The organism is Exiguobacterium sp. s131 (assembly GCF_018617345.1).
GTDB classification, from domain to species: Bacteria; Bacillota; Bacilli; order Exiguobacteriales; family Exiguobacteriaceae; genus Exiguobacterium; species Exiguobacterium profundum.
Genome location: NZ_JACSJX010000005.1, coordinates 1 through 25,647, shown reverse-complemented (window position 1 = coordinate 25,647; position 25,647 = coordinate 1). Strand labels below are relative to the sequence as shown.

Annotated in this window: 29 protein-coding genes and 2 pseudogenes; 18 read left to right on the top strand and 13 right to left on the bottom strand. The window is 40.3% G+C overall.

Features of this window, described 5'->3' with window-relative positions:
- The first annotated feature begins 1,112 nt into the window (after positions 1–1,112).
- Genes KNO69_RS14065 through KNO69_RS14055 form a run of 3 tightly spaced genes read left to right on the top strand, consistent with a single transcriptional unit; the run spans position 1,113 to position 3,541 of the window.
- Positions 1,113–2,471, top strand: a complete 1,359-nt coding sequence (locus KNO69_RS14065) for a hypothetical protein (protein ID WP_214818827.1) — start codon at positions 1,113–1,115, stop codon at positions 2,469–2,471.
- Positions 2,398–3,006, top strand: coding sequence for a hypothetical protein (locus KNO69_RS14060; protein ID WP_214818825.1), 609 nt, complete (start codon positions 2,398–2,400; stop codon positions 3,004–3,006). Before KNO69_RS14065 ends, KNO69_RS14060 begins: the two co-directional genes overlap by 74 nt.
- A gap of 16 nt (positions 3,007–3,022) precedes the next feature.
- Positions 3,023–3,541 (top strand): alpha/beta interferon family protein, encoded by a 519-nt coding sequence (locus tag KNO69_RS14055; RefSeq protein WP_214818823.1) that lies wholly within the window; start codon positions 3,023–3,025, stop codon positions 3,539–3,541.
- A 218-nt stretch (positions 3,542–3,759) separates the two neighbouring features.
- Here KNO69_RS14055 and KNO69_RS14050 read toward each other — a convergent pair whose 3' ends face one another.
- From KNO69_RS14050 to KNO69_RS14040, 3 genes are read right to left on the bottom strand one after another with little or no spacing between them, the layout of a single operon-like run.
- Positions 3,760–4,608 (bottom strand): hypothetical protein, encoded by an 849-nt coding sequence (locus tag KNO69_RS14050; RefSeq protein WP_214818821.1) that lies wholly within the window; start codon positions 4,606–4,608, stop codon positions 3,760–3,762.
- The gene (locus KNO69_RS14045) at positions 4,598–5,569 is read right to left on the bottom strand and encodes an ATP-grasp domain-containing protein (RefSeq protein WP_214818819.1); all 972 of its coding nucleotides are present in this window, start codon (positions 5,567–5,569) and stop codon (positions 4,598–4,600) included. Before KNO69_RS14045 ends, KNO69_RS14050 begins: the two co-directional genes overlap by 11 nt.
- Complete coding sequence (locus KNO69_RS14040) at positions 5,562–5,768, bottom strand: hypothetical protein (RefSeq protein ID WP_214818817.1); 207 nt, start codon at positions 5,766–5,768, stop codon at positions 5,562–5,564. The genes KNO69_RS14045 and KNO69_RS14040 overlap by 8 nt, the downstream gene beginning before the upstream one ends.
- A 308-nt stretch (positions 5,769–6,076) precedes the next feature.
- On the opposite strand from KNO69_RS14040, the gene KNO69_RS14035 reads away from it, so the two are divergent.
- A complete protein-coding gene (locus KNO69_RS14035; RefSeq protein ID WP_214818813.1) occupies positions 6,077–7,030 on the top strand; it encodes a hypothetical protein in 954 nt (317 codons plus the stop codon).
- Positions 7,031–7,404: 374 nt separating this feature from the next.
- Here KNO69_RS14035 and KNO69_RS15495 read toward each other — a convergent pair whose 3' ends face one another.
- From KNO69_RS15495 to KNO69_RS15490, 7 genes and pseudogenes are all read right to left on the bottom strand, one after another.
- Entirely contained in the window at positions 7,405–7,611 is a 207-nt protein-coding gene (locus KNO69_RS15495) for a hypothetical protein (RefSeq protein ID WP_483297361.1), read from the bottom strand.
- Positions 7,612–7,791: 180 nt separating this feature from the next.
- Positions 7,792–8,010 (bottom strand): site-specific integrase, encoded by a 219-nt coding sequence (locus KNO69_RS15465; protein ID WP_353047497.1) that lies wholly within the window; start codon positions 8,008–8,010, stop codon positions 7,792–7,794.
- Between the two features lie 1,347 nt (positions 8,011–9,357).
- Entirely contained in the window at positions 9,358–9,810 is a 453-nt protein-coding gene (locus tag KNO69_RS14030; RefSeq protein ID WP_031424793.1) for a hypothetical protein, read from the bottom strand.
- A gap of 48 nt (positions 9,811–9,858) precedes the next feature.
- Positions 9,859–10,209, bottom strand: a complete 351-nt coding sequence (locus KNO69_RS14025) for a hypothetical protein (RefSeq protein ID WP_031424795.1) — start codon at positions 10,207–10,209, stop codon at positions 9,859–9,861.
- A gap of 359 nt (positions 10,210–10,568) precedes the next feature.
- Entirely contained in the window at positions 10,569–11,063 is a 495-nt protein-coding gene (locus KNO69_RS14020; protein WP_214691616.1) for a hypothetical protein, read from the bottom strand.
- Between the two features lie 14 nt (positions 11,064–11,077).
- Positions 11,078–12,103, bottom strand: a complete 1,026-nt coding sequence (locus KNO69_RS14015; RefSeq protein WP_214818811.1) for a tyrosine-type recombinase/integrase — start codon at positions 12,101–12,103, stop codon at positions 11,078–11,080.
- 462 nt (positions 12,104–12,565) lie between these two features.
- Positions 12,566–12,699, bottom strand: a pseudogene (locus KNO69_RS15490) (ATP-binding protein); the annotation flags it as partial.
- On the opposite strand from KNO69_RS15490, the pseudogene KNO69_RS15360 reads away from it, so the two are divergent.
- Positions 12,685–13,235, top strand: a pseudogene (locus tag KNO69_RS15360) (hypothetical protein); the annotation flags it as partial. The pseudogenes KNO69_RS15490 and KNO69_RS15360 overlap by 15 nt on opposite strands.
- Positions 13,236–13,477: 242 nt before the next feature.
- Here KNO69_RS15360 and KNO69_RS14005 read toward each other — a convergent pair.
- Entirely contained in the window at positions 13,478–13,894 is a 417-nt protein-coding gene (locus KNO69_RS14005; RefSeq protein ID WP_214818809.1) for a DUF4279 domain-containing protein, read from the bottom strand.
- 304 nt (positions 13,895–14,198) lie between these two features.
- On the bottom strand, positions 14,199–14,501 hold the full coding sequence (locus KNO69_RS14000) for a hypothetical protein (protein WP_214818806.1): 303 nt from the start codon (positions 14,499–14,501) through the stop codon (positions 14,199–14,201).
- Positions 14,502–14,668: 167 nt separating this feature from the next.
- Here KNO69_RS14000 and KNO69_RS13995 point away from each other — a divergent pair, with 167 nt between their 5' ends.
- Genes KNO69_RS13995 through KNO69_RS13985 form a run of 3 tightly spaced genes read left to right on the top strand, consistent with a single transcriptional unit; the run spans position 14,669 to position 16,697 of the window.
- The gene (locus tag KNO69_RS13995) at positions 14,669–15,259 is read left to right on the top strand and encodes a S8 family serine peptidase (RefSeq protein ID WP_214818804.1); all 591 of its coding nucleotides are present in this window, start codon (positions 14,669–14,671) and stop codon (positions 15,257–15,259) included.
- Between the two features lie 11 nt (positions 15,260–15,270).
- Positions 15,271–16,116: a hypothetical protein gene (locus KNO69_RS13990; RefSeq protein ID WP_214818803.1), complete on the top strand. Its 846-nt coding sequence runs from the start codon at positions 15,271–15,273 to the stop codon at positions 16,114–16,116.
- 5 nt (positions 16,117–16,121) lie between these two features.
- On the top strand, positions 16,122–16,697 hold the full coding sequence (locus KNO69_RS13985; protein WP_214818801.1) for a hypothetical protein: 576 nt from the start codon (positions 16,122–16,124) through the stop codon (positions 16,695–16,697).
- A 128-nt stretch (positions 16,698–16,825) separates the two neighbouring features.
- Here the strand turns inward: KNO69_RS13985 and KNO69_RS15460 are convergent, their stop codons facing one another.
- The gene (locus tag KNO69_RS15460; protein WP_353047498.1) at positions 16,826–17,017 is read right to left on the bottom strand and encodes a helix-turn-helix domain-containing protein; all 192 of its coding nucleotides are present in this window, start codon (positions 17,015–17,017) and stop codon (positions 16,826–16,828) included.
- 367 nt (positions 17,018–17,384) lie between these two features.
- Here KNO69_RS15460 and KNO69_RS13975 point away from each other — a divergent pair, with 367 nt between their 5' ends.
- From KNO69_RS13975 to KNO69_RS13930, 10 genes are all read left to right on the top strand, one after another.
- The gene (locus KNO69_RS13975; RefSeq protein ID WP_214818798.1) at positions 17,385–17,879 is read left to right on the top strand and encodes a helix-turn-helix domain-containing protein; all 495 of its coding nucleotides are present in this window, start codon (positions 17,385–17,387) and stop codon (positions 17,877–17,879) included.
- A 298-nt stretch (positions 17,880–18,177) separates the two neighbouring features.
- Positions 18,178–18,360 (top strand): hypothetical protein, encoded by a 183-nt coding sequence (locus tag KNO69_RS13970; RefSeq protein ID WP_021065836.1) that lies wholly within the window; start codon positions 18,178–18,180, stop codon positions 18,358–18,360.
- A gap of 12 nt (positions 18,361–18,372) precedes the next feature.
- Complete coding sequence (locus KNO69_RS13965) at positions 18,373–18,597, top strand: hypothetical protein (RefSeq protein ID WP_012390467.1); 225 nt, start codon at positions 18,373–18,375, stop codon at positions 18,595–18,597.
- A 66-nt stretch (positions 18,598–18,663) separates the two neighbouring features.
- The gene (locus tag KNO69_RS13960; RefSeq protein WP_214818797.1) at positions 18,664–19,764 is read left to right on the top strand and encodes a hypothetical protein; all 1,101 of its coding nucleotides are present in this window, start codon (positions 18,664–18,666) and stop codon (positions 19,762–19,764) included.
- Between the two features lie 14 nt (positions 19,765–19,778).
- Positions 19,779–22,142 carry a VirD4-like conjugal transfer protein, CD1115 family gene (locus KNO69_RS13955; protein ID WP_214818796.1) on the top strand — a complete coding sequence of 788 codons (2,364 nt, stop codon included), beginning with the start codon at positions 19,779–19,781 and terminating at the stop codon, positions 22,140–22,142.
- 16 nt (positions 22,143–22,158) lie between these two features.
- Positions 22,159–22,401, top strand: coding sequence for a hypothetical protein (locus KNO69_RS13950; protein WP_024127790.1), 243 nt, complete (start codon positions 22,159–22,161; stop codon positions 22,399–22,401).
- Positions 22,402–22,417: 16 nt separating this feature from the next.
- Entirely contained in the window at positions 22,418–22,834 is a 417-nt protein-coding gene (locus KNO69_RS13945) for a hypothetical protein (protein ID WP_214818795.1), read from the top strand.
- Between the two features lie 15 nt (positions 22,835–22,849).
- Complete coding sequence (locus KNO69_RS13940) at positions 22,850–24,808, top strand: pLS20_p028 family conjugation system transmembrane protein (protein WP_214818794.1); 1,959 nt, start codon at positions 22,850–22,852, stop codon at positions 24,806–24,808.
- A 6-nt stretch (positions 24,809–24,814) separates the two neighbouring features.
- Entirely contained in the window at positions 24,815–25,114 is a 300-nt protein-coding gene (locus KNO69_RS13935) for a DUF5592 family protein (RefSeq protein ID WP_214818793.1), read from the top strand.
- Positions 25,107–25,647 (top strand): hypothetical protein (locus tag KNO69_RS13930; protein WP_214818791.1); only part of this gene is annotated, 541 nt, incomplete at its 3' end. The genes KNO69_RS13935 and KNO69_RS13930, both read left to right, overlap by 8 nt.

The following is a 25,647-nucleotide window of genomic DNA, read 5'->3' as shown; positions in this document are numbered from 1 at the left end:
AAAACTTTTTAGACTCAAATTGAATTTTATATCTCTATTATTTAATCCGGTTACTTGATATTGAATAGTTTGAGAAGAAAGTATACTTCAGCATTTTTTGAGTCCATCTCAAAATAACCAATGGGAAAACATATAAGGGTGGACCGATGCGAGACTATACAATTTTCTTAAAAATGATAAAACTTAATTTCATCACAGTCGCACTTGTGAATTATTGGATGATATGTCGAATGGAAAGAACGACCGGTCAAGATGGATAAGACGTCATAACACTTGCTAGACCAAGAAAAAAAGAGCAGTGATAGTATTTTATTTCGAAAAAAACTAACAATCAGTCCCATTTTTACTTTCTTATGAAAGTATCGTAAACCAAGGAACGTAAGCAAGAAAAAACAACACGTTATCGCTCAAACTATAACGCCGGTATGATTGGAACCTAAATAATTTTTAAAGTGAAATTTGGTGTTATCGAGAATACCGAAAAAGAAACTGTTATTAATCCGCGAATTTCTCGAAAGAGAAATGATTCGGGACTACAGATTGTAAAGATAATGGAATGCTGAATTTTAGTTGTGGTTATTTTCCGGATGATTAAGAGGGGATTAAAGAAATGAAGCAGCAAGTTGCAAACCACCTCAACGACAAAGAGGTGTACGGCCATCTGGGGAGCCTCCAAAAGCCAGCATAGATATTGACATAACCAGTTATCGGACAGTAGGATATCGAGACCAAATGGTCAATGACTTGAAGTTGACATTAAAAAACGCTTGCAAGATAGTCTGATCAGCACAATGATTTACGAAACGTAGTCCACATTATAGCGACTTTTGAAGAGGAAGGGCTCAACTCAAGACTTCATACCTTATATTTAAAGATATCGAGGATTAACATATCAGAATGCTGCCAGTCCAATTCTACACGAAATTCTGAAAGTGGTGACGACAAACTGTTTTAAAGCGTTTACGATTTACAATAAGATTTTGACAATTTCCGTCTCAGTAAGATGGATGATGTCCTTTCAAAGGTGCATATAAAATCTTATGTCCTTAATGTTTAAATATATTCTTCGGTTTATATTAAAAAAACATATAATTATTTAAGAGGTGAATATAATGAATCAAATTCCACACAGTATTTTAAATCTATTTAATAATAAAGATCTAGAAGAATCATTAAAACAAATATTGTCATTGGATCAAGAAGCATATAACCAGCACTTAAAAAAAGCTATAGGAAGTAATAACCAAGGGAAAATCAGATCTATTATTCAATCTGCAATTTCGGAGTCTGAAACGTATAAAAATGAAATTAACAATTTTTTATATGAAGTCATTTATAATTATGAGCTAAACTATCAAGTAGTCTATAAATTAAAGTTTTTCAATAAATTAGAGCAAAATTCAGATGACAAAAGTAAAGAGTTTTCTTTAACTAAAAATGAAATACATCAAATTATTGAGGAGAACTTATCTGAAGTTTATGAAACAAATAACAACAGAGGATATTTCTCTGATATTACTAATTTAGGAAGTGAACTTTTTATTGTAAAAAAAACAAACCAAGGTGTTGAAATTCTTCAAAGGATTTTTGTATCTAATGCATCAACTCCAGAAAAAGCAAAATCCATTTTTGTGGGTTACAAAATTGATTTAGAGAATAATCTAATTGAGTTAAAATGGAATGAGAACAGAATAAAGGATTTTTATAAAGAAAATTCCGAAATAAAAAAAGTTAGTCAATTACTTTTATATTTGTTTTCAAACTTCAAAAAATTGACGGGTGGATTTTTACTTACATCTCAAGCGAGAGTTCATTCAATAAATCAGAAACTAGAGGATGAGACTTTAAATATCATTAAAATCAATGAGTTTGAAAAGTTTTTGTTTACTCTTTTTGAAGATGACTACCAAGAAAAATGTAAATTGTTTAAAGGAAAAGTTGATATGCACTTAGAAAATACTGTTTCTAGTACAGTAGAAGATCTAAAATTACAAAACCTGCACGATGAGCAAGCTAAAACATTAGTACGACATTTGAAATATCATGATGTGGCTAGCACACTCTCATTCCCTGATTATGATGATTATATATTTAGTTTTGCATTTCGTGATGTGAACATAACTTCTTCGAAAACATTTTCGAGAGGGCATAAGCCAATTTATAGTTCGAGCATATATTGGTACCTAATTAAAATTGCATTAGAGATGAAAAAGATGACAGAGATTGGTACTAATTTATTTTATAAAGAAGAAAATACGCAAAAAATATTTGAACAAGAGGTCTTGTTACAAGTAAAAAGAGGAGCTCTTTATATAAAATATTACCAATATGATATTTCTCAAAATAATAAAGGTTTAAATAATTTAATTTATAAAGTTGAATCTAGGAGGAAAAATGATGAGCTATTTAAGCGTAAGCTTGGAGGATTTGTATCAGGAAAATCAATATCTGAAGTCGCAGTTTCCTCTTGATAAATATTTAAATTATTTTACTGAGAACATTTATGAAAATCTGAAAAAAGGAAACGATTTTATAAATCCAGTACTTTGTGCTATTGAAAACTCAATAACCTTGAATGAGGCAATAAATTTTTTAATTTCAATCGCTTCAATTAAAAATAATGAAATTGTACGATTAGGGTATGTTTATGAGTGTGATGAATGCGAAAAAATTGAAATTTTGAATGAAGAGGATTTAGCAAATTATCAGTGTGTTTACTGTTCGGACGAATCAATAAATATAAGAGAGATGATGGAAGAAGGGATAATTGACTTAGAGATTTGTTTTGAAATCAATTCGCGTTTAAGTAGAATTATTAAACAGGGTTTTGATTTACCTTCTTCTAAGCCAATGAGAATTGATTTGGAAGAAGGCGAAATCCACAATATATCATCTGTAACTATTACTTCAGAAATAATTAACGGTGATTTGATAGTAGGTGAAGAAACTCCTTGGTTAAGAGATCATCTATCTAATATTAATAGAGTGCGAAATTCACCACTCTAAAAAGGAGAACAAAAAATTGACTGCTGTTCCTGTAATTACTGCAACGCTTGCAATTTTTCTATTTATAATTAAAGAAGTTTTAGAGAAAATAAAGCAAATTAATCAAAACAAGGAACGAAAAACTTTTCTTGAAATTGAAATTCAGAAAAATGTAGAAGTGTTAGACGAAGTCATAGAGTTACTTAAAGTTCTGAGAACAAGTGATCTAGAGAACAACGAATCAAAACTTGATAACATTAAAGCATCAGATTTGCTTAAAAAAATGGAATTCCAGTCTATTCACAATTTGTTAAAGATTAAGAAATACTCTATATCTACATCAGTATATGATGAACTATATTTAAAAAATCCTTTTGATGTAATTGAAAACACTAAGCATTGCATTATATTAAACCAAACAAAAAAAGTGATATCTCAAATTGACGCATTGAGCGATGAAAGTTTAAGTGGATTAGATAAATATTTCTTGTTAAAAGGAATATTGATAAACTCCCTTTTAATTTCAGATGAGTATAAGCTTAAAATAAGATCGTAAATTGAAGAGCTTCATCCGAAATATTCATAGAGACGAGACCAGGTATGCATTTGTTCCTGCAATATACCGAATACTTGAGACGAAGCCTGAAATCTGTATCTTCCTTTTAAAAAACTCTAGCATTTTAGTTTTTTACACCTTTAAATATTTAATCAAAAAACCCATAGAAGTTGAATTTTCATGTCCAACTTTTATGGGTGGTATTGAAAAGTTTGATATTAATTATTGATAGCCTTTATAATTTCATTCAAATCACTAATTTCATCATTTAAATGACTGTTTTTTTTTATAAGAAAATTAATATCTTCCTTATTCGTTAATGATTGATTTTGAAGAATAGAAAGCTTCTGATCTATTGTTTCTAATAACTCCAACTGTGCATCTAGATGTTGTTCCAATTGATTATTTGTATTGTCATTTTCAACTAAAAAGACAATACAAAATATAATACCGATAATCCCAAGATAAAAAATCGCATTTCTAATATTTTTAAATGAACAACTAATATAATTATTGATTTTCCAGTTTACAATGTTGTTTAATTCTGAGTAACGTGAATAGAAATATATCATTTCCTTATTTCTTTTCTCTTCATTAGGAAGTGAAGCAAAATACTTATAGTCTTGTGGTGACATATTATATATTTCTTTTGTCTCACCAGCATTTAAAGTGGCCAAAGCACTTATTGAACCACTTATAAGATTTATTAAACTCAATATAAATAAAATTGCCACAGGTATCTTGATAGCGTAATGATCTGTAAAATTTCCTTGAAGTGTAAATAAAAAATTAGATAAACCTAATATTACTGACACAGCAACGGTTACGATTAAAACGTTTACTTTAGCTTTGTCTTCTAAAGACTTTCTGTTAGAAATAATTGAATCAAAAATACTTTGTGCTTCTTCAATTTTTATTCCTTCAAAATCCTTCATATAAGGAGATAAATACTCCTCACTATTCAATTCGTCTTTGAGTTTTTCCATGTTTTCTGAAATTTTTTCGTTAGCTTCTTTTGTCTCTAAATATGGAAAACTCCAATTTTTAATTATGTTTTTACATTCCATAATCTAATTCACCCACAAGATAATCACAAATTCCTTCATAGATTTTAAGCCCTGCAGTATCAACTAACCAAGCCCATTCGCCAGTGGGGTTAATTTCAATGAAATAATACTCATCTATAGACTTAATTAAATCGATACCACCAAAAGCTAAATCGAGTTTCTTTACTAACGCAATACACTTATATTTTATATCATCTGGTAGCGTGATAGAAATATAGGACAATCCTTCTTTTAGCAAACGCCAATCCCCATCAATACCTTGATTATTCTGCACAATTTTAGCTGCATATACTTTATTACCTATAACTGTTACTCGAATATCAATCTTAGGTGAAATATAATCCTGAATGACTACAGGAGAAACTTTTAAGTTGGCTTCTAGAATTTCACTCCCCCTGACTTTAGAACTGTAAACAAAGGCCTCCTTGTCTTCAGTCCTTAAAAGTGCTGTATCTAAAGACTTAACAATGTAAGTACTCTCAGGGACAAGATTTAAATCATTTGTGTTCGACACAATCGTTTTAGGACATAAAAAGCCTAACTTTTCTGCATATTTTAATTGCAATAGTTTATTTTCTGCGCGGAAAGTTGCTACGGGATTATTCAACCAAGTTACATCTTCAAAAATTGACAGATTTCTTATAAAAGCAGTCCATTGAGTTCTAAATAATTGTTCTTCCATCTGTAAATTTGGTTGATAGATATCTCTTAAATAGATCGGGGCCCGATAATAAATTGCTAATAATGATGATTCATCAAATAAATACTTATTATCATCTATTTCTACAAGCAATTTCAGTTCATTAATGTCAAATTGAATATTATAATTTGAAAACTCGTCACGATTTATTCTCAGATACGAATGACCACGTTTTTCAAGTTCTAAACAGACATAGTCAGTAGTAAAATCAAGTGTGCTTGATATAATTAATATTTCAATTCTATTAATGTAATTATTCACCTTTTTGATCTTCTCCGGTTTCAACATCTGCTTTTTTAGTTTGTGGTTTTGGTCGTCTGTTATCTAGAACATATGGGATTTTTTCTTTATCAACCCAATATCCTAAAGAGTTTATAAAAGTATATCCTTTTAGTTCGGGCTTTTTGACTGGTTTATCATATACAAAAGCTTTTTTTAAAAGTAAGTGTCTCTGATCCATAAGTTGTTAGCTCCTTTTTTCATTTCGTTATACAATATGTTCATATTATAAAAAGTGTGCTTATACTTATTATACCAACTAATTTCTCTAACGGTGTTACTGACTTGTGTTAATCACATAAGTCCTGCCTTTTATAATATTAATAGCGAGAAACATTTAGATGGAATAATGAAGTAAAAATATTTCACTGTTAGTATATAGTTTCGCATAAAAGTATTTCGTTTTTCAAATTACTTCAATTTTGAAGATAATACTTGTTTGAGGGATAAGAAAATGTTAAATTTCAGGAAAAGGAGTGATTCCAATTTATGAGATTTTCTGAATGTTTTAACCTCAATGTTCATGACCAAGAAAATTATGAATTTGTGAATATAAGGGTTGATGTAGATAATCGTTTATTTATTGATCCTACTAGGCTACAGGGTATAGATACTGAATGGGCTAGAAGTTTCGAAGTGAAAATTCAAAATTTCTTCTTTTCTATTTTTAACTTGTATACTAATGGAAATCGTTTAGATGCTAGAAATCTTTTTACTTCTTCGGGAGAATCGAATGAAATCTTTCTAGGTTACACAAATGGATTTCCGAGAGGTAACGGCAACACCCCGAGGTCTTTACAAGAAATTTTTGATTTTGTTAATCAACATGGATTATTAACAGAAGGAATAGTAGGTCGAATAGAAGATTTTCCTGTTTTTGTTCCTAAATTCGGCCCCGATTTACTTTCTGATTTGATAGCTAGTATTTTAAAGCAAGAATTAATACGATTCACAATTATACAGTGTGAACGTTGGGGTATAGTCCGTGATTATGAATTAAATAAACCTTATTGGAATTCTGATACGGGACAATGGGATACTATTACTGAAAATGTTCCGCAGGTTGAGATGAATGGAACATATTATCCGATAGTTTTATTGCCAAAAGAAATCGTAGTGTCCAATTGCGTTTATAATGCTAGAGGGTACTGGTCTCAAATTGCTGGAGAGTGGCGTCAAAGATATCATGCAGAACACAGTACGACACTTCATAGAAATAAATCTTCAAGACACCCGTATGCTTCAAAAGAAGACATTCGTCGAAATGAACAGCAAGAAAATGAAGACTTTAAAGGATACCTCGCCCGATTAACTGCGGAGCAACCAACGATGATACAAAACTACAGAGTAAATGTTGAAAACACCCAAAGAGGTACTAACTCTAATCAGTTAACGGATGAAGATTTTGATAATATTATCAGAGACTCCTACGAGGAAGAGTAATATCAGCATCAGTATGAAGATTGTTATACTGAGTGTCTTGTTCTGTACAGTAATTTTTGATCCCATTAAGATAAACTTCGTATTTATGAAAGTTATATACTTTTTTATATGATTACTTTAAAGATAGTTTAGAATCAAATTAGCCTGTTTATACGGTAATTCAGCATTCGATATACTTGAAAGCTGATTGAGTGATTGTAAGTAACTATTAGTTGTATTGATTGACTCGTGACTAACTAACTGCATGAGAATTTCCGCTTGCCAGCAGCTTTGTAATGTAGGCCCGGCGGAACCGGTGAGTTCTTAGTTCTCTACATGATCGACTGCCTGACGGGTCATCAGGCGCAAGGCTTCACATGTGATGGCCTTATTGGCTAGTTTCGTGCTAAAGGCGATGAGACCTCCTCAATCATCATCAATATCTGTAGTCGGTTCAAGAGGTGAATCGCTTTCTTGGTGAGGGGAATCCGCAGCCATATGTCGCGCTTTCCTTTCACTTCGAGGTAGAACGTGTGCTGGTTCCTCTTGACGTCGGTGAACTTGACTGATAGGAGTTCGACCACCCGCATGCCGGTCGTCAATAACAATAGCCAATGATTTCATTTCGGAGCTCTATGAGGTCCTTTTTTTGTGCTCATTTGACGGTATGACGGAACGACTCGGCGATTCGTTCAATCTCATCAAAATCAACTTCCCGACGAAGTGGCTCTGGTCGTTTCTGATTTTTCACATGGAAAGCTAAGTTCTGTTTATGATAGTTATTAATGTGAAGGTAAGTTCGAAGACTCTATAACATATTGTTCTTTCACATCAAACAGATAACGATGAATATCTCGAGCGGTCAAGCGTTTCAGACCTTCGGTTTCAGACATCACAAAACTGAGAATAAATTCGAGATCTTTCTTATAGGCGCGGCGCGTATGTGGACTCTTATCAGCGTAGATCGGGAATAATTCCGTCGCTAAGAACAATTCGATCACTTCGATGTCAATTAACGTCTCAAGATTAATATGGTTCTTTTTCAGCGCCTCGGCTAATTTTGAATTCGCCAGGTCAATTCTCGCAATGCTACTTCCAACGCCTACTGCTTTTCTAGGTCTACACGTTTCACCTTTATCATTGGATGGTTTTCATAAAAAATGAAATGCATCCATTAAATCTATTTCAGGTAGCATCAAAAGTATGCACCAGCGCATACTTTTGATGCTACCTTTAGATAGACAGTTTCCGTGTCGAAACGGGCTGAATCAAACCTATATTTTGAACTAGTTGCTAATATTCATAATGTGCTTAGGCGAAATTTGATTTGAAAGGATTATTTTTTCAAATGTAGATTTTTATAAAGGTTGAAACACGTGGAGCGTGGGAAGGATTGTCGACAAAAAGTGAATCATTATTTCACGTATGATTCCATCCTTAAAGCATAAAAAATAAAGATTCTCACTAAATGCAACCGAGAAGTAAGTTGTCTCGGTGATGTACACTTGGGCTCAACTGGGTCAACAAATTATTAATATCATAAGGCTTTTCGCATGTGAGAGTTACTGGAAAAGAGTCATTCTCCAAGCTCTGATGATTATGTTAGATTAGCGTACCTAAAGGAGAATCCGTTTATAGTTAGTTCGGATGTCAAATGGTTCGAGAATTTAACTTCGAAATACTTATGCGATTTCATATGAGGTTATTTAGATCTATGATTCATGACTTGATTGTTAGCTATCTACTCATCTGTTTCATCTGTCTTTATAATTTCTAAGGTTTCAATAACAGTTTATTATTCTGCAGTCAGCTATTTAATTTGTATCTTTTTCCTCGATAGCTGTTTATCTATCAACTCGCTTGTTTTAGAACGTTCATTGTCCGGCACCTCTTTTTTAATCGGTGAGGAGACTCATTTCATCTTTTTTTGATATCGACGCGAGATTTAACACGTTTTTACTATTTCTATGAATATGCTAGTAGGCAGAATCCGTGTTAACTGAAAAACTTCTTGTGAACCCTACTTTTCATGCTATCAAACACGATCTTCACATTAAATTCAGTGGCATGTTGAATTGAGCACTCTTTATGCATAGAAAAACCCGAGTAGTGCACTTCTTATAAGTGTGCTACTCGGGTTCAGTTTTGTTTTGTAAAAACAAGTCTTTTCACTTTTATAGAAAACCTGATTAATACCAATTTAATGATAAAATTATATAAATCGGTTATCACATATAAAAGTATAATTAAATTTGAAATTCGCCAAAAATAAGTAATTTAAAGAAGATATATGGTGCATCATAATTTAAAGAACATTGTAGTAAAAGGCTCCCACTCAATATAGTAGTTTAATCTTGGGACAAGAAATTGAATTTCTTTTCGGGAATGCTTTCAATATTTACAGAACAATCATGTTTTTTCAATATTTTTTGAAGTAGAGGGAATATATCATTAAGATTATTTTTGTGATTGAAATCAGAATCAGTTTCAATCACAAGGTTCCATCGACATTCTTCTTTATCCTCTAAAAATCCCCCAGCTACCGTACATAAGTCATCATATATTTCTTGTGTAACTTCTTCTGATGAAATTACAATTGCTTTTATGAAGTTATCATCCCCAAAGTCATCTTCCGAAATTTCTTCAATGTTTTTCAAATGTGGAAAATCTTCAATCGTACTAGGACGTTTATAGTCAATCAGTATCAAACAATATTCTGGTGGAATCAAGTACCCATCCCTTAAAAAATACGCTTCGACTGTGTTTAAATTAATTATTCTGTTTAAATAAAATAATCTCATTTTAAGACCTCATTTATTCGATTTCATATTGAGTTCAAACAAAAGCTGTTATTTGTTACTTTGATCTTTAGCTTTTTGTAACTTAGCACCTTTTTTATAAAGTTTAGTTTCTCTTATTTTTTTTGCAAGTTTTGGGTTTATGCAACTATCAAAAGTTTGATTATGGCTAGGAGTACCATCCACATTTTCTACCCCTAATTCTGTTTTTTTGTTATAAAGATGAACGTGATATTTTCCTTTCCCGACAGGATCATCAAGACGTATTCTCCACCCTTTTGAAATGTGATCAATGCTTTCCCAGCGAGTTGAAGCACTTACTTCATTATTTTCAAGAATTGAACCAAACCCACTAAATATAAGAGTGGCCACTAAAGTTAAAACAAGGAACTTCTTTTTCATAATAAACTTCCCCCTTAGTTATAATAAACAATTTTATATCAACTCAATTGTTCGTAGATAATCATATCTGTTTAAATATGTAATTGTAACCCTTCAATATATTTACATATCTATCTTTTCTTCAATCTTTTTTCGTTCAAAGCGTTTCAAGTTCGTTGAACATATAAAAAAAAGACGAACCAAATCGCACGTGGCGATTCGGTTCGTCAACAGCTTGATAACCTAGTGATACCTCACACCAGTTTTGGCAACGTCTCAACTAATTCAAAATATGATAGCATATCTTCAAGCGGCTAGTACTTAACATTATAATGTTTCAAATCAAATGATACACTATCATTAGTCTTAACTTAATCAAGTTAAGGAATCTCGCTTATTAAATTATCGATATATTCTAAGGAAATCACAGTTTTCAAACTATTGGAAAAAGTTGCTGGAGACATTGAAGAACCACCTGTCGAAATCCTTAAAATATCCTCTAAGACGTTTGAGGCCCCGCCGATAAAATAATGAACAAATTCAGCATCTTGATTAGCGCTAATTACTACAAATAAACATGCATCGAGTATACATTCTAAATCGTCTGCAGTTATTGTATGATCCGATTTTAGCCTCTGATTAAATTCACTGGAATGTATTGAGCTAATTTTCCCTTCTAAGAGCTCCATAGTCGACTTCTGATAAATACAATAGACACCATAAATGTCCTCGATTGGAGGAATAAACGGATCATTTAAGTTATTTTTTATTCTGTTATCATACTTGTCTACTTTTATCGCTTTAAATCTATGAATAAGCATATCATTAATAAAGTCTATACTTCGAGGCGTCATTAATTGATTATAATCAGGCATAAGATTCCCCTTCTTTATTCGAATGGTAAATCTATATTTGTCATATGTGAGAGTTGATTCAAAGATTGTAGATAACCATTAGTAGTGTTGATCGATTCATGACCAACCAATTGCATGACCCCAATCAGTGAACTACCTTTAGCAAGGAGTTTCGTGATGTAAGCACGGCGGAACCAGTGTGGGGGATTACTATTCCCTGCTGCTACAAACTCTACAGCTTTATGAGTCATCAAACGGAGTGCTTCATATGTCATTGAGTTTCCTGACTTCTTCGTGCTGAAAGCGACGTAAGGAGAGTTGACTTCTTCAATCATCATGAGTGTTTGTAGGCGATTGATCAGATGACTCGCTTTCTCGGTGAGAGGGATTCGACGCCATTTATCACGTTTTCCTTTCACTTCAATGTAAAATGTGTGTTGGTTTCGTTTTATGTCATTGAATTTTACGGAAAGAAGCTCTGAAGCACGCATTCCGGTCGTCAATAATAAATAACCGATCGTCTCGTTCCGGAGCTCCATGAGCTCCTTTTTTTGTGCTCGTTGAACCGTATAACGAAACGATTCAGCAATGCGTTCAATCTCTTCAAAATCAACTTCTCGACGAAGGGGTTCTGGTCGCTTCTGACTTTTCACATAAAAAGCTAAGTTGTGTTGATGATATTGATTGATATGAAGGTAAGTCAGGAGACGCTTTAACATATTGTTCTTACGTTGTGCAGTGCGAGGTGAATATTGCTCGTTTACGTCAAACAAATAACGATGAATATCTAGAACGGTTAAGCGCTTTAGACCTTCGGTGTTGGTCATCACAAAACTGAGAACGAACTCGAGATCTTGCTTATAGGCACGACGCGTGTGCGGACTCTTATCAGCGTAGATCGGGAATAATTCCGTTGCCCAGAACAATTCAATCACTTCGATGTCAGTTAACGTATCGAGATCGATATGGTCCTTTTTCAGCGCCTCGGCTAATTTCGGATTCGCCCCGGTCAATTCTCGCAATGCCACTTCGAACGCCTGCTGCTTTTTCTCGATTTCCATGTCTCTTCCTCTTTTCTAATCAATTTTCATACAAAATGAAACTTACGAACAGTACCTAGTGGTTTTATATGTAATACATCTGTATTTTCAATAAAATACAGAAATTGTTGTAGTTAATCCTAGTGATTATGAAGTAATACATCATTTACTTATATATTGAATAATAATAATTAACTTGTGATAACCTTATATTATCACAAGTTAGTGTGTCTTAAGAAATGTAAGACAAATTTGATATTTTCAGTCTGACATGAAATCTCTAGAATTTATTACATTGATTTGTTCATGTAAGAATTCTAATATTCCAATCTGATTTGCTATATAGAATTTTTTAATATGGAAATGAACCCACACATTAGTTTTTTTCGTTTGTGCAACATACTGAGAATCAAGTGTCATATTCAGATATAGCTGCAAATGTAGATGTCAAGTTGATTTTGACACTTTTTGCTCGTTTGCCTTTTACACTTCTGCCGAAAATAATGATTTTCGGTTCCTCATCCGATGACTGTTGTCATCACCATGTTGATTTCGACGCGATGGAGTAAGCGGTCTTGTATCGCAGTCGTGATCCCCTGGTCTCCGATCAATTCACCGTGTCGTACCAACAGGTCTATGGTTGGACGAAAAAATATGATGCCGATGGCGGCGTGGACGGACGAAGCAAGAAGAGGAACTGACCAACCAGGAGAAGCTCGAACGTCGCATCCAACAGATCGAGCAGGAGAAAGATTGCCTACGGGTCCGCCTATAAGCGTACCGTCTCGGTGCGCAAGGAGGAGAACTTGGACCTCCTGGAGGACATCCGTCTCCTTTACGACCAGGTGAACGGGACCTATAGCTATCGACGGATCACCATTTCGATCATCTACCAGAAACGAAAGCGGTACAAAGCGTCCCCGCTGCAACATGTGGCCGAGAACCTGATGAACCGGGAGTTCAGCGCGTTCCGACCGGGCGAGAAATGGTGCACTGACGTCACCGAGGGTTCCAATTTACTTCGCGAAGCTTCAGGCCTATAACGAACTCAACATCGGCAATCGAGCCCTACATATCGTTCTACAACCATGACCGTTTCAAGAAACGGCTAAGCGACTTGGGCCCTGTATTCGACAGGGCTCAAGCCGTCTAGTTTGGTTTTCATTATTTGCCCTGTCTACTTGACGGAGAGAAGTTCAAATCGTCAAGCGCTTTAATTTGTTGACTTGATCAGATGTTGAACTCGACGCTTCGACCGGGTTGTTTGATGATATCAATCCGATTAGAAATAAAATACTCAACCATTTCTTCATGATTAATTCTCTCCTCATGAGAACTGGATTTGCTACGTGAGAAGAAACGCAATCAATAGCAGTAAAAGTAGTGGAGAGACATTTATTTATAATCATAAACAGAATAATTTAGTGAGGCGCCAATCTCTGTCAAGAATAACAATTGATCATCGTTTAAAGATACTACAGGTGAGTCATTTGACTCTAAATTAACGATTACATCAAAATGAAGTATAGCTTTATATATTTTTTTTAATTCTATTATGTCTTCTTTTTTAAACTTTAAATACTCGAAAAAGTCCGATATTACTTCTGTACCATCATAGTTATAAGAAGTATTCGATTTTATTACAGCTGAACTATCTACACGAGCAGATTCTTCATAATCCGGGTGTTGGAGATCTCCAATTATCCAGGATTTTTTTTTATAGAGTTGAATCTTACTTTCAAAATCGTTTAAATTAAATTTCTCGGTATCACTACGAAAAGTTAAAGTACAGTATAAATTTGTGTTACCCATTGATTTCTCCTTTCTATTTGACTACTTCTTCACTACTTCATATGTAGGAATTTTTCGCTTTGCACCTTTATTTTCAAATAGCCATAATCTTTCTGTATCCTTATCTTTATAAACATTAAAGTGAGACACAGGTGCACCATTCGGTACGTAATCACCTTTGAAGTCATGAACTTCTTCAACGATTTTCTTTATCACTTATTTTAACAGTATTTTTAGGGATTTTCTTTAAAGCATCATCTACATTTAATTTCTTTGCTTTTGCAGCCACCTGCCCGATTCTTGCAACTAAAATTAATACAGGGACTCACCATGCAGATGCACTAATTTCTGTATCACTAATAGTAATAGTTTCATTGTTAGTCGTATTTAATAAACCCCAGTCTTCACCAACAATTTCAATTTCATAGTTTTCATTTTGTTCAATGCTATTCTCATCAACAAAGGTCCCACTTAAAAAACCTTGGTTTGTTGAGTAATTTAACGATATTTCAGCGTTGGGAACAACTACATATGGATAAAATCTTCGGATGATAAAGAAAGGTGAATGAGTGAAGAAAAAGATTGTCCTGTACTTTCTCATTTTCTGGTCTATAAACTGTGGTGTCATGTGGGCTATAATCGTTTCTAAACAACCAACGAGTGAAACAAAACTGAACATAGCAATTTTAGATAGCGGAATTAATTCCTCTGAAATGACTGTGACACATCATGATGTAGTAAAATCACAGATTTCAAGTGATGAATACGGGCATGGTACCGGGTTGTTTAAAACATATGGAAGAGTTCGGCACTTGGGACGGTAAGTCCATTTATTCAGTAAAGGTGATGGACAAAAAGGGGAACGTGACTAAGGATGCCTTCATCGACGGGATGGAGTACGGTATCAGCCAGGATGTGGATTTAATAAACATCAGTTTTGGTTTTAAACATGACGATCCGAACGTACGAGAGGTCATTGATCGTGCGACGAAAAAAGGGGTTCTAATCGTCGCGGCTGCAGGCAACAACTTTGGCATGCAGTCAGACTACCCTGCACGCTATGAGAATGTGGTTTCAGTGAATGCTTACGACACTTCGAAGAATCGGGTACCTCGTTACGCAGCAAAAGGAAAGATTGATTTTGTAGCTCCATGGGAGGAAATCATCACTAGAAATCAGTTTGACGAGAAAATTAAAGTCAGTGGTAGCTCATTCGCCACGCCATACATAACGGCTACGGCAGCTGCTTATCTTGTTCTGGCCAATCGTGTTACACAGGGTCCTAAACAAATCATAGGTGATTTGAGCGAATATGCGAGTCTGACCAAAGAAATGAATGAAAAAGAAGAGTATGTTGGGGCAGGGATACCCTTGCTCGACAAATGAGGAGAAAAATCATGAAAAAAATCATAGTCGCATTATTGTTTACATTGTTTATTGGACAGTTTTCCAACCAATACACGTATGCGGAGACGAACCCGGAGACCGAACAAGCTGTTGAAGAAAAGTTCATCGAGCTCCTACGCGAAGAAAATGTGAATGTAAAGGAAATAACTTTTAACGACCAGATTGAGACCGAAGTAGAGTTAGAGAATTTCGATGGTGAACTCGCCTCATTAAAATTAAGCATCGAACCTGGTGCCGAGAGTTTCCCTATCACCGTGACAGAGTTTGATGGCGAAGTAACAAACTATGAAGTCAAATTTACGGCGGAAGCTGAATCTGATCTGCTAGATGGGAATGCGGCGTATGAAGATTATGAATTACTTTATTTAAACGAAGACCAAGAAGAAGCGTTTGAATCCGACCCACAAGAGGCGGAAGTATCGATTCTACCTATAGCGATTCCGATTGGCCTGGCAATTACTCCTGCCGTGGTGAACGCCTTGGTCCAGGCGGGTGGCATTATCATCGTCAGCGGTGTAGCCCATGTCATTGAAACAAAAGCGAAGAAAAGCAAGAAATATTCATTTTTCCAAGCGGCATTGAGTGGCGGAGGTTTGTACGTGGGTAAAGGAATTTCTAAAGGAGAGGCAGTGACCCGTCTCAAGCGCGGAAAAGACATCTGGGCAACTACGAAATCAAATGCAAAGGCTGCTGCAAGCGGGGGGGATTTGTCAGAAAAGCCCATCCATGAGGTGGATAAGTATGATGGGGAACCCCCAAAAGGGCGCTATTATCATTACCATCCATTTAATCGAACACTAAAATGCCACGCCTTTTATGGAAGCCCGGTAAGGTAACTGCAATGGACTATAATCTCTTACATCAGAAATTTCAAAATAGAAAACAGTATTTAATCTTTAATAAAGAAGTAGTAGTGGATCGTTTAAAAAAAAGATATAAAGCAGAAGAAATTAGTAAAGAAGAAATTATGGATTTAATTAATGATGACCAACTCGTATATGAACATATTTTTTGTTGTTTGAAAGTTGAAAATCCAAAAGTAATTGATAAAATCTTTACTGAAGAGGAATTGAAAGAGTTCCAGTGGGAAATCAATGATAACAAAAAGCAAACAAGAAAATATAAGTTCAAAACTGAAGCTGAGGCAAACTACAATCAATTACTTACTGATGAAATGGAAGGTCGACGAGTCAATATTGTATTAGAAAGTCTAGATGGAGAATACGTGACCAGCTTCTTGGTCAGAAGTCAATCTGAAGAAATTACGTCATACATCTATGCCCACATGGGTGGCGCTAAGTTTACAGTACCTCAAATCAAAGAACTTACTCAAAACGTAAGAGATATCACAGACCAGGATTTTAAAGATTCCTATCCCCGATATCTTAAATGCTTAGAAAAATACAATTTAATTTAAATAAAAGGTTGAACCAGAAAATAAATTTCTTTGGTTCAACCTTTTTAGATGTTTTTAAGGAAACGATACACTTAAAAACTCGCAATTTATTATTTGATGCAAAATCAACTATTAGAATAATATGTAAATTAATCGAATCTGTTACTATCAAAAAATATACTTAAAGAGATATCTAATCCATTGCAAAACTTTTGTATTGTACTTACTTTCGGATGTTTTGTCCTACCGCTCATCAGCTCTGAAATCGTAGCTTGATTCAATCCACCCTTTTTAATCACTTGATGTATGGTCATATTGCGTTCCGCTGCGAGCTCCTTCATCCGCTCGATGATTGCCTCGTTCAATTCCACTTGCTCACCCCACAATCAAAGTACTTTCTTCATCACTTATTCTTTACGAAACTTTCTATTCCTCTACCCTACCACAATCTCTTGAAATCAAAATACTTGTCATTATTTTCTATACTAAAAGCGTTATTTTTTTACAGTTGTGCGACAAAACTAAAAATATTGAGTTGCTGTTGCTAGATATCCCTTGTGTAGAGCGGATTCGACAAGAATCGTCAATTGTAAAATTTCTGACATATCAGAAAACTGATGATTTTTAAATCTAATCCTGTTATATTGGAACCAACAAAAGGAAACATCTGTTTGGTCGCCGCTCTGGTTTACAGAAAGGGGAAGGCTTATGTATCGATTCGGGGAGTGGTTGAAGGAGAACCGCCGGCTCTCAGGCTGGTCACAGGTTGAATTATCAGAGAAGACATTTGGAGAGATTTCACAGCCCGCTATAAGTCAATACGAACAGAACCGCTCGACGCCATCGATTGCCGACATCGATCATCTTGCTCGCGCATTCGGACACACGCTTGCGACGGTTCCATGGGACGCCATCGAATTTGGATACGGCTACGGTGCAAAACATTCTGCCTCCAAGCTCGAGCGCCGTCGGTTCGACCTGAAGGAACTGCCGCAGGCCGACTCGGTTCGCACGTTTGACGGGAAGACGTATGAACTGCACGGTTTCATCGGCATCGAGAAGGCGAGCGGTGAAGCGGTTCAGTTGACGCAACTCTACTATCGGATCCGTACGGTCGTCTGTGACGCCCACGTGCTCGCCAAGCGCAAGAACCCGGATGACGAGCTCATCCATGTCAAGAAGCGAAAAAGAGTCCATCAGTAATCGACATCGACGCAGCAGCACATCCTTAAGGATGGTCTAATCCAATCACATATCGGCGTGTCCCTCACCAGTGACCGGGTGGGCGGGATCTACGCATAGATGGTTCGGCGAGAGTCGCCTAAAACTCGCCATAAGGTCACAGAATCGTTCCGGGTCATCGAAAAACCCTGTACAGTTCCTTAGATATATGAGGAGCAGAGTTCGTGGGGAAACGGCTAGAAACCCACCGCACCGAATCCGACTGTCCTTAATGATGTGCTGCTGCACATCACGAGATCAAGGGAAGGAAGTGTGTACTGTGGCATCAAAAGAACAGAAACAGAACCGTAGCTTCGCCGAGAAACTCTTACGCATCCGTGGGAAGGACTACGAGGAGTGGCTCGACGAACAACATCAACAGGTCATCCAGGACAATCAGGAACTCATTTTGGAGGCGCTAGAGGCGAAGCTCAGCTTCAAGTCGCCGGCGCACCAGGACTAAGGAGGGAACGACATGGGACTCAATGAGACAGGGCTCAGCTTACTTCAGTTCTTCCAGGGGCTCGCCGTCATCGCCGCGGCCATCGCCTTCGCGATCGGAGGCTTTTACTTCATCTTCGGTGGGGATCGTGGCCGCTCGAAGGCGGTCGGTTGGCTCGTCGGGGGCGCCGTCGGTCTGATCATCGTCATGGGCGCGTTCACGCTCGCCGAGATGGTCGACCAGAACATCAAATTCTAATGCACACGCACACAGCGTTCCAATCGGAAGGCTTTTTTTGTTGCTTGAAACGAGAGGAGGAACGAGATGCTGTTTGTACGATTCACCGACGTGCCGGACACACGGATCCAGAACTATGAGCGGTTCACTTTCGCCGAGGCCGTCGTCGCGACACATGACCTGCATCATGCGCTCAGTAGCGAAGGGACGAGCTGTTCCGGTGACTTCCGGCTCTTCGACCAGAAAGACGAACTGCTATATCGGGGGACATTCACGTTCGGAACCGAAGGAACGTATCCGAACCTGTATCATCAAGTGAAGGACCGGGTACTACGGATCCGGACGAAGAAAGAGGATAACGCGAAGAAGATGTGGCTCCTCGACGAGATCGAGTCCGAGACACCGGACGACTATAAGCGCCAATCCGTTAAACAAATCACAAGCGTCTCGTCGACCTATCAGTCACGGCTGACTCGCTTGCAACGCCGCCTCATCTACGGGGCGGCCACAGTCGGGATTCTATTCACCTCGTTGTTCACTGCCGCGCGATGGTTCATCGATAAAGAGGCACACGCCGAACAGGTAACCGGTGTCGAACAAACATGGCTGGATGCTTACGACCTGGCGCTCCAAGGTGAGGAATCTTCGCTCATCAATTTACTGGAACGGAAAGACCGGTCAGAGGAAGAGAATGCCCTATTGATTGACCTTTATCTGGCGGAAGGAGAAGACCAGAAAGCGCTCGAACTCACGGATGACCCCATCTTGATTGAGACGAAGCTGGCCGGACTCAATCTATCCGATCAGGAGAAATTGGAACGGCTCCAGGACTTCCAAACGTCATATCCGACCGATGAGGGGGCGTTCGATATCGCCACACTGGAGCGTGATCATGAGACTGTTGCCAAGGCGGATAACGTGGAGTGGACTGCTCCCCGCGTCTCCGCGAAAGTGATCGCCTATCTCTATCTCGGGGACATCCAGTCCGCAAATGAGTGGGCGTCCAAAACGAACGACCCTGACGTGCAAAAAAAGATTGAGAAATATCAGGACATCACGGCCACGATCGACGAGCTGAACGAGAAACTGAAGAAAACCTCTAGCAAGGACACTTCGGCCCGTGAGAAGATTCAAACTGTTATCGCTGCTGAAGAAGGTAACCTAGAAACGATTCTTTATTCAAATTAAGGTAGGTGAAATAATTGAGAACTCCGTCTCTATCTCCACGATTCCCGATACGTCTGCTTTTCCCCGCCCTGTTCTGCCTGTTGGTGGTGCCGTCCGGGATTTTTTATCTGCTGAATGGGGTCTACAACATCATTCGACAAATCATGACCCCGATTGTACAAAACGGGCTGTTGGCCGGAGCGACGATTCCGACGCTCTCACCCTCCTTGTTCTTGGAGGTGAGACTTCCCTCTTCGACCGTCTTGATTGGACTGATCACGTTCAGTCTGTTTATCGGATTGGTCGTGTTCGGCAAGGTATGGCTGAACTTCCGAGATCTTCGGAAGAATCAGAAAGGGAGCGCCCGCTTCACCTCATTCGATGAATTGAAGCAACAGTACCGCCGCGTTCCGGATCGGAAGAAACGGTATGACGGATTAGGCGGTGTCCCCGTCGGACGGGTCAAGAACGAGCTGTTCATTGATGATTCGCCCGTCAACAACCTGATCATCGGCACAACCCGATCCGGGAAGGGCGAGACGTTCGTCTTCTCGACGATTGATTTGTACAGCCGGGCAAATGACCAAGCGAGCCTGATCATCAACGACCCGAAAGGCGAGCTCTTCGCCGCCTCGAAGGAGACGCTCGAACAACGCGGCTATCAGGTCGAGGTGTTGAACCTGATGAACCCGCTCCAATCGATGTCGTACAACCTGTTGCAACTGACAATTGACGCATTTCTCGAGGAGAACTACTCGCTCGCCCAACAGTATGCGCGCTCGGTCGCGTTCATGTTGTACCATGACCCGAAGGCACGGGACCCATTCTGGGCCAACTCGTCGATTGACCTATGTACGGCGCTCATCCTCGGCCTCTGTGAGGAGGCGAAGGACACGCCGGAGAAGATCAACATGTACAACGTCGCGCTCATGCTCTCGGACTTAGGGTCACGGACGGTCGTGACGCGACAAGGGCAGGAGATCTCTGCACTCGACGAGTTCTTTCAGCAGTTCCCGGAGAACCACCCGGCCCGCCTCCAGTTCGCGACGCTCCATTTCTCGGGTGGGCAGACACGGGCAAGTATCTTGGCCAATACGAACGCGAAACTCGGTATCTTCACGTTGAACGGGACCGGGAAGCTGACGTCGATGAACTCGCTCGACATGCGACGCATCGGATTCAACCGCTGGATCAGCGGGCGGAGCGAGCCATTGACACGTCTCACGTTCATGTTCCCTGATGGGACGACCCATGCGCTCACGACCGATGACGATGGCAGCTTCATCGTGTACCACGCGTCGTCACTTAGAACCGGAGACGTCGTTCAAATCTCGACTGACTCAAGCACTGCGACGATTCAGTTAAACGTGCACGATGCGGAAAGTGGGCGGTTCCACTACTCCATCGACGGTGCCATCCAGATCCGCGAGGTGATGTACCATATGCGTCCCGTGGCGGTGTTCCTCATCGTCCCGGACTATGACCCAACGTTCAACGTCATCGCGTCGCTCTATATCAAGCAGGTGTATACGTCACTCGCCCGGGTCGCTTCGCAGACGAAACGAGGTAAATGCGAGCGTCAGGTCGTCTTCCTCCTCGATGAGTTCGGCAACATGCCGCCGATCGAAGGCATGGCCAACATCATCACGGTCTGCCTCGGTAGGAACATGCGCTTCAACCTCGTCATCCAGGCCTACTCCCAACTCGAAAACCTATACGGAGAGGATTGGAAGACGATTGACGGCAACTGTGGGAACACGCACTATCTGTTGACCGCGGACGAGTCGACCGCAGAACTGATCTCGAAGAAGCTCGGTGAGGCGACCATCGTCACGAAATCGCGGTCCGGGCAGACGTTCTCGCTCAAGAAATCGAAGACGGAGAACGTGGACGGCCGTCGGCTTATGACAGCGACCGAGGTCATGGGGTTAAAGGAAGGTGAGATGCTCATCATCCGTGTCATCAAGCGTCAAGACACGAAGAAACGGCGTATCCAGTCGTATCCGATTTTCCTGAGCGGCAAGACGGCGATGAAATATCGTTACGAATACCTGGCGGACGACTTCGACACGGACCGCTCCCTGCATGACATCGACATCCCATGCCGTCACGCCGGTCTCGACTTCGAACAGATCCGTATCCGTTTCGCGAAGCAAGAAGACGAAACGGATATCAATATTCCATCGAATCAGGAAGATAAGTCCTTGACGGTACGAGATGTGTTGCAGGACAGCATCCTCCGCTCGATGTTCGAGGGTCATGACATCGGCGGGATGTTCCTCCCTGAGTTCGAGACGAACCTGAACTTAGGAGTTTACGACGTCACTGACAGCCAGAAGACCTTTTTGAGTACGATGATCGCGAAGCGACTCGAGAAACTGAAGCAAGGCACACCGTAGAGAGGAGGCCGAACCAATGGCCGAGAGTGCGAGAGAGAAGCGAATCCAGAACGAATTGCGTGTCGTCGCGAGGATCATCGAGACGCAGCGCGTCCGCCTCGAACGGGGCGACGTGCTCAATATCCAGACGACTGACGGCTTTCTGACCGTCTATCAGGACGACACCTCAGACACCCCAAAAACTGTTACACTAATAGATAAGTTCGACTTCCGCGTCAACCTGAAGATCGCGGATCTACTGAAGGGGAAAATCGTCTGACGGAGGGGTAAACGTTATGAGGAAACTACTTGCGGGTACTTTAGGAATCAGCTTGTTTTTACTTGGAGCTTGCTCAAATTCCAATGAGTCTTTAGTTCAACGTGATATTGAACACATTGAGAAGGTCATGACAGCCGAAGAGGATGATTATTTGCTGATTGTAAAAGAAGAAGATGGTGAATTCGAAGAGTTTGTTGAATTCGTAAAAGAGGTAGCGAACGAAGAGAACCAACAAGTCACACTCTATAATACGTTTCAGCCAGATGGCGAGGAACTTGTCAATCGTGGTAACTTTGAATACACTGACGAACTAAAAGGTGCCGTTCTATACTCCATTCAAGATGGAAACGTCACAGATGAAATCAATGTTGGAATGTTGACGGCGGACAATTACGAACAACAGTTAGCGGACTTCTTTACTAGGACTCAGTAGATTGGGGGTCTTTCAATGGCTGATTCCGATTTAATCACCAAATTACAGGAATACGAAGACGTACTCCAAATAAGTAGTATGGTCAATGACGCACTGCGCTCAATGGGATGGATTCTTGTCAGAGGACTATCAGTCTTGATTGACGGCCTTGAATCAATCACGGATCAAATCCTATTAACCAATACATTTTTCAATAATGACCAAGTGGTTGAATTCGTTCTTACGATTCAACCTTTTTTGTATGTTCTTTTAGCAGGAAGCTTCTTGTTCACTGGGTACTTGTTGATTTTTCAAAAGAAATTTGAACGTGAGAGTTTTTTGATCAACCTGTTCATCACACTATTAATTTTAGGTTTACTTTCACCAACTATGAGCCAAATTCAGGAGTTCTCTGATGAAGCAATCGCAGAAATCGGGGCAGATTCGCTTTATGACGGGGAAGCCTCATTATCTGAGAGTATCTTAAAACGGAATGTACATGATTTGATTGAGCACGATTCGAAAAATTTTGATGCTACTACAGGAGAATCATTAAATGCCATTCCGACTGAGTTGATTGATAATATCCGAATCAATGAGATTTTCGACAAGAACAACTATGACTTATCGGCAACCGGAAACAAATTGGCCGAGTCCTACATTCTATGGAACGGAAAAGAGACAAGTCTCGGTAAACTCGACCAAGGTGGCGTTGAGTGGAACAACCAGTATTACTACCGCTATCAGCCGAACTGGTTGACCATCTTCGTGACGCTCGGGATCATGGGCTTCACGCTGTTCTCGATCGCCTACAAACTGGCGCGTCTCTCGTTCGAGCTCGCCTTCAACTATGTCCTGGCGATTCTCGTCGCACCGGCCGACCTGCACAGTGGCCAAAAGACGAAGAAGGTCATCCAGAGCATTCTGAACACGTTCCTTGTGATTATCCTGATTTTCGTCTCCATCAAGCTTTACACGATCGGGACTGCCTATCTCGCGGAGACATTGAACGGGTTCGCCTATTTGATTGCCCTCATCGCCTTCTCGGTCGCATTGATTGACGGGCCAAACATGGTCGAGCGGCTGTTCGGGATTGATGCCGGACTCAAGCGGGGCTGGGGTGTCGCCCTCAGCGCCTATGCCGCTGGGAAAGGCGTGACCTCGGCAGGTGCCCATGCGGTCTCGAAGGTCGCACGTGCCACACAAGGCGCACCGAAAATGCCATCGCTCCATGAAGCCGCGACGGCTCGGATGGATTCAAGCGCCATGCCGCAGAACGGTTCACCGCTTAGTGCGGCGAACCAAGCTCCACAGAGAGCAGACTCCGAGAGTCAAACCGATTCAGATGGGTTCGGACAGGCGAATCAAACCGCCAATCGCACGCAGACCGACAAAGAGAAACTGACAAATCCGAAGGACGTTGCGCAACCAATCAGTGCTCAAAAATCAGAACCGGAAGCGCCAGGCTCTCCAAACGTGAAGGAAGCGTCGGGTCGCACGTCTCCTGAATCGATTCATGCGACGAACCCTGAATCGATTACCGAACGTGCCGACCATCCAACAACGTCATCGGAGACGCAAAGACCGGAGTCGATTCACGACCATTCCAGTTCTGGTCATTCTCCAGTCCCTGCTTCGTCGACTCTCGAATCGGTCACCGGGTCCACCGATACCACATCCGGACCAGGCCATCGTCACAATGAATCAGTAGACAGAAATGACGTGACGACACCGACACCTCATGAGGTACCACCTTCAGGCGACTCATCCTCGTCTTCGTCCTCTACGACGGGTTCGAATGATTCGACAACAGAGAAACGCCAAGGACGCGCCCGACGGACTATCCATCAGGATACCGTGCTCGACGTCGAGACCGAGGTCATCGAACAGGTACGTGAGAATCAGACACACCGTCATAGCCAGCACCAGGAAGAGACGCGACGAATCTATCCGACCTCACCACCGCGTCCTGACCATATTGAGAAGAAGGAGTGATGACCCATGCGCAACTATCGAATACCAAATGAGGTCACGACCGAACTGAAGATCAACAAGATGCTCTATCTGCATGACTTCCTGTTCCTCGTCGGGCTCATCGTGCTCCGACTCGTGACGCTCCCGTTCATCCCGTCCGTGCTCCACATCCCGTTCACGGTCTTCCTCATTGTCTTTGGGCTATTCATGGTACTGCGGCCGGCGACGAACCCGCAGAAGCGGATGGTCCACGCGATTTACTACGCGCTCATCAAACGGAAAGACACCTATCTCGCGCTCGACGCGTACACGAAAGGACGTGAGTGAGATGGCGTTCATCGAAGACACGCTACAGGGACCGAGACCTACGGGCACCTGGCTCGACGAACAGGACGTGGTCGAGAAACGGAAGGTCAAAGACAAGGTCGTCGTCAAACCGACGGTCGCCCAATTGATGCCGGTCGTCGACATCACCGGTACCGAGTCGTTCGAGATGCGCGACGGGACCTATCTCGACATGGTCCAGCTCACCTCGAAGGACATCTATTCACTGAACGAGGAGGAAAAAGACCATGACGTGTTCTCCCTCGCCTATCTCCTGCAGGCGTACACGCACCCGCTCAAGGTCGTGCCACTGAACACGCCACTCAGTCTCGAGCGGCAGAAGATCAGCATCGAGCGACAGATTCGACAAAATCAGACACCGGCCTACCTGCCCTTCTTGTTGAAGAAAAAGCAGGAGCTCGAATACCTCGAGGAGCATCGCACCAATCGCGATTATCTCCTCTTTTTTTATGCCGACGACGAGCGGACGCTACGCGAACGGAAGACACACCTCTATAAACTGCTCCGCCGCTCGA